We start from the raw sequence: 14,516 nt of genomic DNA, 5'->3' as shown, positions 1-14,516 counted from the left end.
CTTTCTTATCTTTAATTGTGCGCGAAAATGTCGGTTTCCGGCCAGCCCATCAAATCCAGCTGCGCGCGGGTCGGCACGAAATCGAACAATTTCTGCGCCAGCTCCAAACGGTTTTCGCGTTCCAGCATCATTTCCAGACGCTCTTTCAACGCATGCAGATGCAACACGTCGTTGGCGGCGTAATTCATCTGTTCCGGGCTGAGCGTGTCATAGCCCCAGTCGGATGATTGTTGCTGCTTGTTCAGTTCAATGCCCAGCAATTCGCGGCACAATTCACGCAAGCCATGTTTGTCGGTATAGGTCCGGCACAGCATGGACGCCAGACGCGTGCACCACAGCGGGTTACAATCAACGCCCAGATAATGTTTGATAATCGCCACGTCAAAACGGGCGAAATGGAACAGTTTCAAAACATTCGGATCGCCCAGCAATTTTTTCAAATTCGGCGCGTCATATTCGCCGCGTGCAAATTGCACCAGATGGGCGGCGCCATCCCCGGCGGAGAGTTGCACAACGCACAAACGGTCACGGTGATTGTTCAGACCCATGGCCTCGGTATCAACGGCAATGATTTTGCCGAAATTCAATCCCGCGGGCAGATCGCCCTTATGCAACGTCACGGTCATGGGTGGTCTCGATCCCTTATGGTTAAAAAACAAAAACCCGCCACATTATCGCGGGCGGGTGATCGTCATTCAAGGCGAAAGCCTCTCATACTCTAAATAAATGGTGCCCAGAAGAAGACTCGAACTTCCACGACCTTTCGGCCACACGGACCTGAACCGTGCGCGTCTACCAATTCCGCCACCTGGGCACGGCATTTGGATTTTCCTCCGCCTCGCGGCGAAGGCCCTTTAATTAGCGAAGCCTCATGCCCTTGTAAAGCACTATTTTGGGGCGGAATTCCCGGTTTTTGCGGATTTTGCGCCCTCTTACCCATTTTTTAAGACCAGCCTTGGCACAATGGGAAAATAGGATAGAATAATCAGGCCTTTATTTAAGACATATCCCCCCGGAAATCCGGGGGTTTCAAGGGACCCACCCAGCATGAAAATCCTCGTGATCGACCGCGACAGCCTGACGACCCAGCTCGTATCTTCCCGCCTGCAATCCGCCGGCCATAGCGTGGTGGAAGAAGCGGTGAAAAATAACGCGATTGAACGGCTGGGGGTGGAACCCTTTGATGCGGTGTTTATTGATCCCGCCCCGCTGAACAACGCGCGCCCGATCATTCTGGGCATTCGCCGTTCGGTGCGGAATTACCCCTATATCGTCCTGATGTCCGGGTCCATGGACCGGGTCGAGGCGTTGAAATCCGGGGCCAATGACGTGATGCTGAAACCCATCGACGGGGCGGGCCTGGAAAAAATGGCCCAAAACGCCGAGCGGCTGACCAGCCTGATCGCTCGCATTGGCGATGATAGCGAGGATTTCCCCTCCGCCGGGGGCGTCATCGCCAAATCGGCCTTTAACCAATTGTTCCTGTCCTGTCTGGACCGCGCCGACCGCTATGGCGAACGTTCCTTCCTCGTTTTTATCGGGATTAAAAATCACAAGGATGTGCTGGAGGTGGACGGGTCCTACGCCGCCGCCGCCCTGTCCGCGCGCCTGTCACAAAGCTTGGTCCGCCTGCGCCGTCAAAGCGACATCATCGCGCAAACGGGTAAAAACGAATATTGCCTGATGCTGCAACGGCCCCAATACGAAACCGAACCGATGGAAGCCGCCACCCGCTTTGCCGAGGCCCTGTCGAAAAATGCCGACCTGTCCTCCAGCGGCCAGATGGGCGTCCAGCTCTACGTCACCCTCGTCGACCTCCCCGTCGGCGCATTGCATGCCGACCACACGGTCCATCCGGGGCACGCGACGGAATTTGCGATCGGGTCGATGGCGTAGGAATAATTTCCTTGACAATCCGCTAAAGCCCGGTGATACTGCCCTCTGTCGCCGGGATCACTGTATCCATTTTTGCCCGGCTTTTTTGCGCGCTGGCCCCTTGGGTTCGGCGCGTTTTTTATTGTGATTTGAAGGAGAGAAAGAATGGCCACTTTACTGCCGCGTGACAGTGATAACACCCCGATTCCCGCCGTGCGCTTGAAATCTGGTGGGGCGCATGCGTTGACCGCCGGGGCCACATCCAGCCGTAACGCGACCGCGTTTGATGATGATACGCGGATTGTCAGCGTCTGTGCCACCGCCCCGGTTTATATTGCGTTTGGTGATGCGAGCGTGGTGGCGACCACGGCGGACCATTATTTCCCGGCCAATCTGTATTACGATTTTTGCATCGGCGGGGACCGCGTGGCGCATTACACGCACATGGCCGTTTTGCGCGTCGGGTCGGAGGATTGCGCCGTGTATGTATCGGAAAAAGAATAAGTGATGTTGTGGCCCCGCATGAACGCAAGCGGGCGCGTAAAAAAACAAGGCGGCCACCAAGGCCGCCTTGTTCATGCGTTTCAAGAGAAAATGTTTATTTATTCCGCCGCTTCCTTGTGCGCGGAGAGGCCGTTGCCGACCGGGTCGACCCAGCCCACATGCCCGTCCGGGCGGCGATAGACCATGTTCAGGCCGCCGTGGCTTTCGTTGCGGAACAGCAGCGCATTCTGGTGCATCAGATCCATGTGCATCACGGCCGTGGACACACTGAGCGTCAGGATGTCGGTGGTCATTTCCGCGACGATGATCGGGGCCTGTTCACCGGATGATTCTTTTGCATCTTCATCATCCTGTTCCGGGGCGATGGTATAGCTGCGGGCTTGCAGGATTGTATCGTCCGGCATGTCTTCGGCACGGCGGTGGTGGTCGCGCAGGCGGTTTTTATAACGGCGCAATTGCTTGGCCAGCTTCACCGCCGCCTGGTCAAAGGCCGCATAAATATCGGTGTCTTCGGCCTCGGCCACGACGTTGATGTTTTTACCGATGCGAATGGACACATGCGCATTGAAAAACGCATGGCCCTCGCGCGAGAAGATGACCGTTGCATCAATCGCGCGATTAAAGAATTTGGCGTTCAGATCCTCCAGCTTTTCCTGGACATGGGCGCGCAGTGCGTCGCCGACATTGATCTGTTTGCCTTGAACGGATAGTTCCATGGTTTTCGTCCTTACATTTGGTTTAGAAAAATCTTGCGATTTAGGCGGGATGATTGTGACGTGCTTATTTAGCGAAAATCCTCCACGGTTCGGGGACCCCGAAAAGCGCGTCGCGCGCCTTCGTACCCCCGTATTATTGAGTCTAGTCCGCAAATCATTGACATCAACTTAACTTACCCATCGTATCGAAAGGTGAAATGTATAATAAAATCAATTATATAAAAATTATGGCAAGAAGAAACTTTGCAATCCCCCCTCCTTTGTCATTCCCGCGAAAGCGGGAATGACAGCAAAAAGGAATGAAACCAAGATAAAGAGTCGGTCAGGCGGGCCCTGAATTTTTCTTCTGCTTCCGGCGCTGGACCGAGGAGGGGATGTTCATGCCCTCGCGGTATTTGGCAACGGTACGGCGGGCCAGGTCGATCCCCTCGGCCTTCAGCGCATCAACGATGGCATCGTCGGACAGCACGGCGTCGGATTTTTCCGCATCAATCATGGTTTTGATTTTGGCCTTCACCGCCTCTGCCGAATGGCTGGTTCCATCCGCCGCGACCAAAGCGGTGGAGAAGAAATATTTCATTTCAAAAATACCGCGCGGTGTGGCGATGTATTTATTCGTGGTCACACGGCTGACCGTGCTTTCGTGCATTTCGATTTTTTCCGCAATGTCCTTCAACGTCAGCGGCTGCAGAAATTCAATCCCGAACAGGAAGAACGCGTTTTGTTGTTCAACGATTTCTGCCGCGACCTTTAAAATGGTCTTCGCGCGCTGGTCCAGCGCCTTGACCAGCCAGCTGGCCGCGTTCATCTGCGCGCTTAAGTAATCCTTGTCCTGACGGCTTTTCGCCTGGCCGGCCACGGTGGTGTAATAGGATTGATTGACCAGAACGCGCGGCAGGGCGTCATTGTTCAATTCAACGCGCCAGCCGCCCCCTTCGGATTTCGGGATTGGGCGCATGGCCACATCGGGGATCACCGTTTGCACCACAAAATGATCAAACGAGGACGCCGGACGCGGGTTGAGTGCGCGGATATCATCAATCATATCGCGCAGATATGTTTCATTGACGCCGCAGGCGCGCGCCAGCGCGTCGTAATCATGGCTGGCCAGCTTATCGAGATTCTGCAGCAAAATCCGCATCGGCTGGTCCAGTTGCCCCAGATCATCCAGTTGCAGGGCCAGACATTCGGACAGGTCGCGGGCAAAAATACCCGGCGGATCAAATTTTTTCAGACGCGCCAGCAAAGCCTGCATCCGATCCAACGGACAGCCTAGCCGTTCGGCCAATGTTTCCGCACCTTCGCGCAAATATCCGGTTTCATCCAGCTGGTCGATCAACAGGGCCGCAAGCATGCGATCACGCGCGTCGGATGTATCGACCGCCACCTGTTCCAGCAAATGTTCGCGCAGGGTCTTGTCGCGCGTCAGGGTGTTTTCAAGGGAGTTTTCATCATTTTCAAAATTGCTGCGCCCGCCCGCACCCGTGCCGCTATAGACATCGGCCCCGGTGTAATCACCGGCGCTGGCCGCCGTGGATGACGGGGTGTCGGCTTCGTTCCCGGTCCAGTTTTCATCAAAGCCGCTTTCCATCGCGTCCCGTTCCGGTGCGGATGATTCGGCGGCCGTTGTATCGCCCTCACCCTCAACGCTGGTTTGGGTTTCGGGTTCGCCCTTTTCCAGCAGCGGGTTTTTTTCCAGCTCCTCCTCAATATATTCCGCCAGTTCGATATTGTTCATCTGCAACAGCTTGATGGCCTGTTGCAGCTGGGGGGTCATGACGAGGTTTTGAGACTGGCGAAGATCCAGCCGTTGGGACACATTGGACATGCAATAAGTGTACCACAAAATTGGCGGAAATCATGGGGCTTTCAGAGGGTTATATGGGTATGCCCCTGGAATGTTTAACATAATTTACATGACCCTTTAGGGTCCCCGCAATCCACACAGCAGACGAGAGACATAGCCATGGGGCTTCTGGCTCAGCTTTTCCAAACACACGCCGCACCACGCCCGTTGGTGAATGTGGATATGCGCCTGCCCCTGCGGGATGATTTCCCGGATGTGGTGCGGGTGAAGGGATACACACAGCCCGTGGACCTGTCGGTTTTTAAGGATGTTGTTCTGGCGCAGTTGGATAAAATCCGTGGTACGGATGGGCCGGATCATATTGTCACCATCGCCTATCCGCACAAAAGCCCATCGCGCATTTTTCCGGCACCGCACCCTTTGACATTGCTGGCCAGACGGTTTCAGGCCGCCTTGCGCCACGACATACCGCAGGTGGATTGGCGATTGGCCACGGGATTGTGTGAATTGCGGCATTTGAATCGGTCCAGTTCCAAAGCGCAAGGGTTGGTGCCGACATTGCGCGCCAAACATCATTTCGGGTTTGTGGCCGCGGATCAGATTGATCCCCTGCCCTTTATGGACCGCAATAACAATGCGCCGTCATATTTCATTGTGTTTGATGATGCTTATGAGCAAGGAACAACGGCGGCGAATATGATCAGTTTTCTGCATCATAATGGCGGGCATGTATTGGCCGCAGCATCCGCATACCCGCCGCAACAACAAAAATCCTTTCAATTGCGTGCGGATAAAAACGCCATACCCGCCATCGCCAAGGCCTTGGCCGGATTTGCATGGGTGGGTGCACCTGCGGGAACACGCCAGCAATATATCAACGATCATATCGACGATTATATGCAGGAATTGGAAACCGCGTTACAGCATGTGGGCCTGAGCCTGTACACCCTGACCGCGGCGGAGTGTGCGCACATGGTGCAATATTTCACACCCCACCCGTATATGGACAAGATGAATTACAACAGCTTTATCGCGGCATTATATAAAAAAACACCGCGTCAAAAACTGGCGCAGTGTTCACAAAGCTTGAAAAAAATCTTGAGCTAAATCACATCGCGAAAGTTTCGCCCAGATAAACACGGCGCACATCGTCGTGCGCGATGATTTCGGCGGGTGTACCCTCCATCAACACATGACCATCGTGCAGGATATAGGCCCGGTCCACCAGGTCGAGCGTATCACGCACGTTGTGATCGGTGATCAGGACGCCGATACCTTTATCTTTCAAATGTGAAATGAGCGTACGAATTTCGCCAATCGCAATCGGGTCAATCCCGGCCAGCGGCTCATCGAGCAGAATGAAGGACGGGCGGCTGGCCAGTGCGCGGGCAATTTCGACACGGCGGCGTTCACCACCCGACAGGGCAATGGCGGGCGCACGGCGCAAATGATCAACGGAAAATTCCGCCAGCAATTCATCCAGCAGGGCTTCCTGATCTTCGCGGTTCAAATTCTGGGCCTGCAACACGGCACGGATATTATCCTCGACCGACAAGCCACGGAAGATAGATGATTCCTGTGGCAAATACCCAATACCCAGACGGGCGCGGCGATACATGGGCAGGTTGGTAATGTCTTGCCCATCCAGCATGATCATGCCGGAATCCGCGCCGATCAGGCCGGTGATGATATAGAAGCTGGTGGTTTTACCGGCACCGTTGGGGCCGAGCAGGGCCACGGCCTCGCCCCGCTGGACATGCACACTGACATCGCGCAGAACGGGACGTTTTTTGTAGGTCTTGGATAAATGGTGCGCAACCAGACCGCGCGCCGGCATATTGGAAACTGGGGTCATCATAAAATCCGTTTTAGCCCAAACACCGCCTGATTGCCAGCCTGCTTTACTTCACAGCCCGGCGCCATTTTGGCCCGGTTGGGGTGTCTTCGATCTCGATCCCCTTGGCCGCAAAAAGGTCGCGGATTTCATCGGCGCGTTTGAAGTCCTTGTTTTTACGGGCCTCGGTGCGCTCCTTCAGCAAGGCATCAATTTCGGCATCGTCATCATTGGCCGCACCACCCTGGAACCATGTTTGCGGGTCTTGCTGCAACAAGCCCAGCAAGGCCCCGGTGCCCTTCAGCGCCGCCTTGATTTCGATCTTCTCAGATTCATTCAGATCGGTGCGGTTGGCATCCTTGGCCAAAGCCAACAAGGCGGCGAGCGCCAGCGGCATGTTCAAATCATCGCACAACGCCGCCATCACCCCATGATGAACGACAGCATCGCCATCCGGCACGCCGGACAAATTATCGAGCGCACGATAGAGCGTATCCAGATTCTTGCGCGCCTGATGCAGGCCGTTTTCGGTCCAATCGAGCGGTTGACGATAATGCGCGGCCAGCAGGGCCAGGCGCAACACTTCGCCCGGGTGATCTTGCAACAATTCATGAGCAACCAGAAAATTGCCCAATGATTTGGACATTTTTTCACCGGCCACCGTCACAAACCCGTTATGCACCCACATACGGGCAAAGGCGCGGGGATCGGTTTCATGCCCATGGGCGCAGCAGCTTTGTGCGATTTCATTTTCATGGTGCGGGAATTTCAGATCGGCCCCGCCACCATGAATGTCAAACGGCAGACCCAGATGTTTTTCCGCCATGGCCGAGCATTCAATGTGCCAGCCCGGACGGCCACGGCCCCATGGGGAATCCCAGCCCGGCTGGTCCGGTGTCGACGGCTTCCACAGCACAAAATCCGCCGCGTCCTTCTTATACGGGGCGATTTCAACACGAGCACCGGCGATTTGATCATCACGGCTGCGCCCCGACAGCGCGCCATAGGCATCGTAAGACGGCACGTTGAACAACGCATGACCATCGGCAGCATACCCGTGACCGCGTTCAATGATTTGTTCAATCTGTGTGATCATTTCGGGGATATGTTCGGTGGCGCGCGGTTGCACATCGGGTTGCAGCACGCCGAGCGCAGCCATATCGTCGTTATAGATTTTTTCGTAACGGCGGGTGATCACGTCAATCGCCTCGCCCGTTTCTTTGGACGCGGTGATGATTTTATCATCCACATCGGTGATATTGGATACATAGGTCACGCGCGGATACAAATGGCGCAGAACCCGATTCAGCAAATCAAACGCCACCGCCATACGGGCATTCCCGATATGGGCGAAGCTGTACACCGTCGGGCCGCAGGCATAGACGCGCACATGGTTTGGGTCGGCGGGGGTGAAAATTTCTTTCTCCCCCGACAAAGAATTATGCAGCCGCAAAACAGGCATTTCGGTCATGGCGACGATCCGTCAAAAACGTTTGAAAATCCGTTGAAAATCTATAGCAGGATGATTTAACTAAAGGAAGGCACCTTTCCCCCTTTGATAAAGGGGGATTTTTGGACGATGGCCAGCATCCGGTCCTTGGAGAAGGGTTTTTTCAGGAACCCCGATGCGCCACCCTTGGACGCGTTGACAATATTTTCCTTCACCGTGTCGACCGAAAGCATGATGATATAGGCCGCCGGGTCCACCTTGCGGATGGCATCCAGCGTTTCATGGCCGTTCAGGCCGGGTAAATGGATATCCAGAAACACGACATCCGGGGCGTGTTCGATATAGGCCAGAATAGCATCCTCGCCCACCTTGGAATGGACCAGTTCATAATCCTTCTGCAAAATTCCGGTGGTGTAGGAGGCGGTGAAGCGATCATCTTCGACCAATAAAATCAGGGCCGCATCACGCCGGTCACGGCGCACGGCGATAGACGATACGCGGTTTTGATCGGCCATGGCCAAATAGGCCTTGCTGCGCTGTTGCGTCAACATTTTTCGATCGGCCAATTTTTGCGCGACCATCATTTCACGCCCGAAATTCAAAACGTCACAGGATGAGATTTTATGCTGATCCGTGATTTCGCGGTGCATGTCGAACAGGCGGTCCTGTTGCTGTTCTGTCACGATGCGCGTAACCAGCAGCACATCGCCATCAGCAAAGCGATAGAGTGTCGGTTTGTCTAGAATGCCGGTTTTTTCGGCGAAATAATCAACCCACTGATCACCCTCGGCGGCCAATGCAGCTTGTTTCGCCGGAATGGTCATCAAATCGCTGATCATCGCGTCATGGTTATATTTGCGCGACAGACCCAGAATCATCCCCACCCACCCTTTCGGATCGGTGCGCATCACCTCGACGAAGGTGAGAAAATGATGTTCGGCGCTTTCGCGAATAATTTCCATGAAAGGTGCTTTTCCTTTGAACCCCTGCCGCCTATTATCCCCTGACGGACCTTAAATTTCCGTGTAAAAACCTGACCTTAATCATATCACAGGCCCCCATCATGACCCAAGCCCCCGCCCCTGAAAGTGCCGGATTTGACCTGATTCTGAGCCACGGCACAGTGGTGACGCCCGGCGGGCGGGCCAACACCGATGTGGGGGTGCGCGGTGGGCGCATTGTCGCCATTGGCGACCTCGGCACCGCAAAGACCGCGAATCGGGTGGATTGCGCGGGTCTGCACATCCTGCCCGGCGTGATTGATACGCAGGTGCATTTCCGCGAACCCGGATTAACGCACAAGGAAGATATTGAACATGGCACCATGGCCGCGGCGTGCGGTGGCGTCACCGCCATTTTCGAAATGCCCAACGTTAAGCCATTAACCATCACACCGGAAACATTGGCCGATAAAATGCAATTGGCCGCACGCGCACCGTGGGTCGATTACGCCTTTTATTTCGGGGGCACGGCGAACAATGCGGCACACCTTGCCGAATGGGAAAATTTGCCCGGTGTCTGCGGCATTAAAATTTTCATGGGGTCATCCACGGGCGATTTATTGTGCGCGGAGGATGAACATATTGAAAACATCCTGCGCCATGGAAAACGCATCGTTGCCGCCCATGCCGAAGACGAAGCCATGATGAACGCCAACAAGGCCACGTTACTGGGCGACAGTCATGATGTGCGGCTCCACCCTGTCTGGCGGTCGGTTGAATCGTGCGTATCGGCCACGACACGCCTGATCCGATTGGCCCGCAAGACCGGGCGGCGGGTGCATATCCTGCATATCAGCACGGCGGAAGAGCTGGACATTATCAAAGATCATAAAGACATCGTCAGTTGCGAAGTTTTGCCCAACCATCTGACCTTTTCCGCGCCGGACTGTTATGAACGGCTGGGCACGCGGGCCCAGCAAAATCCACCCATTCGCGAACAACGGCATCAGGATGCGCTGTGGGCTGCCGTCAATAACGGGTTGATTGACATTCTGGGGTCCGACCACGCGGCCCATACCATAGACGAAAAAGATCAAACCTATCCCGCCAGCCCCAGCGGTACGCCGGGCGTGCAGACATTGGTGCCCGTCATGTTGAATCACATTCACGAAGGCCGATTGAGTCTGGAACGGTTTGTCGAACTGGTCAGTTATGGCCCGCAGCGTATCCATCAAATCGCGAACAAAGGGCGGATTGCACTTGGATACGACGCCGACTTCACCATTGTTGATTTGAATGCCACGCACACCATCACCAACGCCCAGCAAAAATCGAAATGCGGGTGGACCCCGTATGACGGTATGCGGGTCACCGGGTGGCCGGTCATGACCGTGGTGCGCGGCCATATTGTCATGCGTGACGATGAATTGGTCGGCAGCCCCGTCGGGACCCCCGTACGGTTCCGGGAGACCCTGTAACCCGCCCGGATACCGCCGGTTTGCATGAATGGATGCAAATTGCGAAAAATTTTAATCAAAAACGTAAAATTTTTTAGCAAAGCCTGATAAATATTGAAAATCAGGGCGTTACAGGGCGTCTTTTTACCTTTTCTTCGCCGTTTTTAAAGTGGTTTTTAACACTTCCCGGCCATAATCGGATTCGTGTGTGGGGTTTCATTGCCCGCCTGTTCCGGGCGGATGGGGGCATTCTGCGCACACAATCAACGGCGATGTAACGATAGTTTTATGTGTGGGATTACGGTCTAAAATGCATCTTCAATCCCGGATTCATTCGAGCGGATTTTCAACGGTGGCCAAGGCGAAGCGAAACAGAACACAGGTTAAAAAGCGCAGCCTGACCGACCAGCTTCTGTATTCCCCGGCGCAAATCTGGCGCAGCCGGTTGAGCTGGCGCATCGCCATGGTTGTGTTTTTGACCATCCTGATCGTGCAGGTCTTTACGCTGTGGATCACGGTAAACAGCTATGCCAATGACCGGCTGGCGGAATTGTCGGACACGGCACGCACGGCGATTGTTCCGCTGATGATCGAAGATGTTCCGGATTATTACACATCACCATTGAACGACACGGGCATTCGCCGGCTTCTGTCCACCACCAAGGTGCGCGGTCTGGCCATTTATGCGGCCGATTTAAACTTCCTGCGCAGTTATGGTGAGGCGACAACGATCACATTAAACGACCCCAACAGCGTGACGCGGACGTTACGCACGAATAATGGGGATATTTATGAAACGGTATTCCGCCCGTCTGCTTTGGGGCGGCCCTATAATATTGTCGTGCGCATCGATGCCTCCGCGGTTCAGCCGCAGGTGATTGCGTACGTAAAGCAGACATTGACCATCATGATGCTGATGTCTGCTTTTGTGACGACCGTATTGATGGTGGCGTTGGGCCGCTGGCTTCTGGAACCCGTCATGTTCATGCGTAACAATCTGCGCATGGCCGCGGAACACCCGGAAAACCCGCAATTGCCGGATTCTCCGTATGACCCGGCGGACGAAATTGGCGGAGCCATCGCGCTGTCGCATAATTTGATTGAACAAAATGCCGATAACATTCGCCGCATCCGCGCCGCGGCCGAAGACCAGATTCACAAGCTGGCCTATTACGACACATTGACCGGGCTGCCAAACCGGACGCAGTTCGTGATGAATTTGAACGAACATGCCCGCAGCCGCGACGCCGCCGACAACATGACGCGCTTTGCCGTCGTCGCGCTTGATCTGGACCATTTCAAAGACGTGAACGACACGATGGGCCACAATATTGGTGACGCCATTTTGCGCGCCGTGGGCAAACGTTTGCGTTCTTCCCTGCCCGAATCCGCCACCGTGGCCCGGTCGGGCGAGGATGAATTTGCCATTACCGTCGCCCTGTCGGGCGGACTGGTCGCGCGCGATATCGCCGACCGCGTGATGGGCGTGATCCGCTCCGAACCATTCCGCGTGTTTAACGAACAATTCCAGATCCGCGCATCCATCGGCGTGGCTACATTCCCGGATGATGGTATCGACCCGGATCAGGTGTTGAAAAACGCCGATATCGCCCTGAACCGCGCAAAAGAAGAAGGGCGCGATCAGGTCAAGGAATATTCCGAAGATTTCGACCGTGCCGTTCAGCAACGATTCCAAATGTTGCGCGACCTGCGCGAAGCCTTGGACAAAAACCAACTGGACCTGCATTACCAGCCGCAGCTGGATTTAAAAACCGGCAAGGTGATTGGAGCCGAGGCCCTGTTGCGCTGGTTCAAGCCGGACAACAGCAAAGAAGGCGGATCATACATATCGCCCGCCGACTTTATTCCGGTCGCGGAACAATCTGGCCTGATCGTGCCGATTGGCGAATGGGTTCTGGCCCAGGCGTGCGAAGCCGCCGCGGAATGGAACCGCAACGGCCACGATATTCGCATCGCCATCAACGTATCAGGCGCGCAGTTTTATCAAAGCGACATCGTGTCCTACGTCCGCGATGTGCTGAATAAAACCGGGCTGAACCCGAAAATGCTGGAACTGGAAGTCACGGAAAGCGTCTTTATGGACGATATTCAGCACACGATCCACACGCTGCAGGAACTGCACGGGTTGGGCGTAGAGCTGGCGATTGATGATTTCGGCACGGGCTATTCATCTCTGTCGTATCTGCGCCAATTCCCGATTGACCGCCTGAAGATCGACCAGTCCTTTATCCGCAATGCCCTGAACAATCCGGATGATGCGGCGATTGCCAAGACAATTGTCCGTCTGGGCCATTCCCTGAACCTGAAGGTCATCGCCGAGGGTGTGGAAACCCGCGAACACGAAGCCTTCCTGATCGCCGAGGATTGCGACGAGGTGCAAGGCTTCCGCTACTCCCGCCCGATCCCGCTGGTGAAATTCAAAAGCTTTATCACCAGCTATGACGGCAATTTGTCCCAGTTTGATGGCTGAACCGATCTTGGCTTTCAGGACCAGAAGCGTTACAAAAGAGGGAGCCATGCGACTCCCTCTTTTATGATGGATTTTTGAACAATAATGCGCGTCCCCATGCACCAGCCCCAACACAAACCAATGACATCCCGCCAATGCCCACCCCTGATGGGCCGTGTCCGCATTCCCGGCGACAAATCCATTTCGCACCGCGCCCTCATGCTGGGGGCGCTGGCGCATGGGGAAACAATCATCTCGGGCTTACTCGAAGGGGGTGACGTTCTGGCCACCGCCGCCGCGTTATCCGCGATGGGGGCGCACATATCGTCGGGCGATGATGGGCTGTGGCGCGTGCATGGCGTCGGCACCAAAGGTTTGCACAGCCCGGACCACGTTCTGGATATGGGCAATTCCGGCACATCGACACGCCTGTTGGCCGGGATTATGGCCGGGCACGCCATCACCGCAACAATGACAGGCGATGCATCATTAACCAAGCGCCCGATGGGCCGTGTTATTACCCCACTGGAACAAATGGGCGCGGTGTTCCTGGCCCGCGATGGCGGAAAACTGCCCTTGACCATGCGTGGCAGCGACGCGCTCAAACCCATCAAATACACCCTGCCGGTCGCATCGGCGCAGGTAAAATCCGCCGTCCTGCTGGCTGGTTTACGCGCCAACGGCACCACAACGGTGATTGAAGAACACCCCACCCGCGACCACACCGAAAATATGCTGCGCCATTTTGGCGTACCGGTCCGGATTGAGAAAATCAGCGGTCTGGTCGATGCCATTCATGTCGATGGCGGGCACGTGTTGCAGGGATGCGCGATCGACGTCCCCGGCGACCCATCATCCGCCGCGTTTTTAGCCGTAGCCGCATTGATCGTGCCGGGGTCGGACATCACCCTGCCCCGCATCGGCATCAACCCCCGCCGCATCGGGCTGTACGACACGCTGAAGGAGATGGGTGCGGACATTGAATTCAAAAACATCCGCACCGAAGCAGGAGAACCCATCGCCGACATTGCCGTGCGCTACACCGGAACCCTGCAAGGCATCACGGTCCCGCCCGAACGCGTTCCCAGCATGATCGATGAAATCCCCATCCTGTCGATTGCCGCCGCCTTTGCCGACGGGACCACCCGCATGACCAATCTGGCCGAATTGCGGGTGAAGGAAAGCGATCGCTTGGCGATGATGGCCACGGGATTGGACGCATGCGGCGTGCGTGTTGAAGCGGGCGAGGATAGCCTGACCATCCATGGCAACGGGCACGCCCCACAAGGCGGCGCGGATGTTGAAACCGCCTTGGATCACCGCATCGCCATGAGCTTCCTGATCATGGGGCTGGCCAGCACAGATCCGGTGAGCGTCGATGACGCGTCCCCGATCACCACAAGTTTTCCGACATTCGTGAAATTGTTGCGCGATCTGGGCGCGGATCTGGACGCGTGTTAGT

12 protein-coding genes and 1 tRNA gene are annotated in these 14,516 nt (G+C 55.5%); 6 read left to right on the top strand and 7 right to left on the bottom strand.

From position 1 onward, the window contains the following. Positions 1–11: 11 nt before the first annotated feature. Together MICA_RS00755 and MICA_RS00750 are read right to left on the bottom strand one after the other, a co-directional pair. Positions 12–626: a ribonuclease D gene (locus MICA_RS00755; RefSeq protein WP_014101732.1), complete on the bottom strand. Its 615-nt coding sequence runs from the start codon at positions 624–626 to the stop codon at positions 12–14. A 101-nt stretch (positions 627–727) separates the two neighbouring features. Then, positions 728–814, bottom strand: a tRNA-Leu gene (locus MICA_RS00750). Positions 815–1,047: 233 nt separating this feature from the next. Here MICA_RS00750 and MICA_RS00745 point away from each other — a divergent pair. Together MICA_RS00745 and MICA_RS00740 are read left to right on the top strand one after the other, a co-directional pair. After that, a complete protein-coding gene (locus MICA_RS00745; protein WP_014101731.1) occupies positions 1,048–1,896 on the top strand; it encodes a PleD family two-component system response regulator in 849 nt (282 codons plus the stop codon). 144 nt (positions 1,897–2,040) lie between these two features. After that, a complete protein-coding gene (locus MICA_RS00740; protein WP_014101730.1) occupies positions 2,041–2,379 on the top strand; it encodes a hypothetical protein in 339 nt (112 codons plus the stop codon). 98 nt (positions 2,380–2,477) lie between these two features. On the opposite strand, the gene hpf is transcribed toward MICA_RS00740, so the two are convergent. Next, positions 2,478–3,095 (bottom strand): ribosome hibernation-promoting factor, HPF/YfiA family, encoded by a 618-nt coding sequence (gene hpf, locus MICA_RS00735; RefSeq protein ID WP_014101729.1) that lies wholly within the window; start codon positions 3,093–3,095, stop codon positions 2,478–2,480. Positions 3,096–3,417: 322 nt separating this feature from the next. After that, positions 3,418–4,923, bottom strand: a complete 1,506-nt coding sequence (rpoN, locus tag MICA_RS00730; protein ID WP_014101728.1) for an RNA polymerase factor sigma-54 — start codon at positions 4,921–4,923, stop codon at positions 3,418–3,420. 138 nt (positions 4,924–5,061) lie between these two features. Here rpoN and MICA_RS00725 point away from each other — a divergent pair, with 138 nt between their 5' ends. Further along, on the top strand, positions 5,062–6,009 hold the full coding sequence (locus tag MICA_RS00725; protein WP_014101727.1) for a hypothetical protein: 948 nt from the start codon (positions 5,062–5,064) through the stop codon (positions 6,007–6,009). A gap of 1 nt (position 6,010) precedes the next feature. Here MICA_RS00725 and lptB read toward each other — a convergent pair whose 3' ends face one another. The 3 genes from lptB to MICA_RS00710 form a co-directional block, all read right to left on the bottom strand. Continuing rightward, the gene (lptB, locus tag MICA_RS00720; RefSeq protein WP_014101726.1) at positions 6,011–6,760 is read right to left on the bottom strand and encodes an LPS export ABC transporter ATP-binding protein; all 750 of its coding nucleotides are present in this window, start codon (positions 6,758–6,760) and stop codon (positions 6,011–6,013) included. Positions 6,761–6,803: 43 nt separating this feature from the next. Beyond that, entirely contained in the window at positions 6,804–8,198 is a 1,395-nt protein-coding gene (gene cysS, locus MICA_RS00715; RefSeq protein ID WP_041794143.1) for a cysteine--tRNA ligase, read from the bottom strand. A gap of 65 nt (positions 8,199–8,263) precedes the next feature. Next, a complete protein-coding gene (locus MICA_RS00710) occupies positions 8,264–9,148 on the bottom strand; it encodes a response regulator (protein ID WP_014101724.1) in 885 nt (294 codons plus the stop codon). A 101-nt stretch (positions 9,149–9,249) separates the two neighbouring features. Between MICA_RS00710 and MICA_RS00705 the strand changes: the two genes are divergently transcribed. The 3 genes from MICA_RS00705 to aroA all read left to right on the top strand — a co-directional run bounded on the left by MICA_RS00705 (position 9,250) and on the right by aroA (position 14,515). Beyond that, the gene (locus tag MICA_RS00705) at positions 9,250–10,605 is read left to right on the top strand and encodes a dihydroorotase (RefSeq protein ID WP_014101723.1); all 1,356 of its coding nucleotides are present in this window, start codon (positions 9,250–9,252) and stop codon (positions 10,603–10,605) included. Positions 10,606–10,894: 289 nt separating this feature from the next. Then, positions 10,895–13,075 carry a putative bifunctional diguanylate cyclase/phosphodiesterase gene (locus MICA_RS00700; RefSeq protein ID WP_014101722.1) on the top strand — a complete coding sequence of 727 codons (2,181 nt, stop codon included), beginning with the start codon at positions 10,895–10,897 and terminating at the stop codon, positions 13,073–13,075. Positions 13,076–13,171: 96 nt separating this feature from the next. Continuing rightward, a complete protein-coding gene (gene aroA / locus MICA_RS00695) occupies positions 13,172–14,515 on the top strand; it encodes a 3-phosphoshikimate 1-carboxyvinyltransferase (protein WP_041794140.1) in 1,344 nt (447 codons plus the stop codon). Position 14,516: the final 1 nt, after the last annotated feature.

This window comes from Micavibrio aeruginosavorus ARL-13 (assembly GCF_000226315.1).
Classification (GTDB): Bacteria; Pseudomonadota; Alphaproteobacteria; order Micavibrionales; family Micavibrionaceae; genus Micavibrio; species Micavibrio aeruginosavorus_B.
This window is presented reverse-complemented; position numbering and strand designations above follow the sequence as displayed.

Bases quoted from the DNA above. Each gene is read 5' to 3' on its own strand.
- MICA_RS00725 (WP_014101727.1), top strand. From the start codon at position 5,062: ATGGGGCTTCTGGCTCAGCTTTTCCAAACACACGCCGCACCACGCCCG.
- cysS (WP_041794143.1), bottom strand. From the start codon at position 8,198: ATGCCTGTTTTGCGGCTGCATAATTCTTTGTCGGGGGAGAAAGAAATT.
- MICA_RS00745 (WP_014101731.1), top strand. From the start codon at position 1,048: ATGAAAATCCTCGTGATCGACCGCGACAGCCTGACGACCCAGCTCGTA.
- MICA_RS00705 (WP_014101723.1), top strand. From the start codon at position 9,250: ATGACCCAAGCCCCCGCCCCTGAAAGTGCCGGATTTGACCTGATTCTG.
- aroA (WP_041794140.1), top strand. From the start codon at position 13,172: ATGCACCAGCCCCAACACAAACCAATGACATCCCGCCAATGCCCACCC.
- MICA_RS00755 (WP_014101732.1), bottom strand. From the start codon at position 626: ATGACCGTGACGTTGCATAAGGGCGATCTGCCCGCGGGATTGAATTTC.
- MICA_RS00700 (WP_014101722.1), top strand. From the start codon at position 10,895: ATGCATCTTCAATCCCGGATTCATTCGAGCGGATTTTCAACGGTGGCC.
- rpoN (WP_014101728.1), bottom strand. From the start codon at position 4,923: ATGTCCAATGTGTCCCAACGGCTGGATCTTCGCCAGTCTCAAAACCTC.
- hpf (WP_014101729.1), bottom strand. From the start codon at position 3,095: ATGGAACTATCCGTTCAAGGCAAACAGATCAATGTCGGCGACGCACTG.
- MICA_RS00710 (WP_014101724.1), bottom strand. From the start codon at position 9,148: ATGGAAATTATTCGCGAAAGCGCCGAACATCATTTTCTCACCTTCGTC.
- lptB (WP_014101726.1), bottom strand. From the start codon at position 6,760: ATGATGACCCCAGTTTCCAATATGCCGGCGCGCGGTCTGGTTGCGCAC.
- MICA_RS00740 (WP_014101730.1), top strand. From the start codon at position 2,041: ATGGCCACTTTACTGCCGCGTGACAGTGATAACACCCCGATTCCCGCC.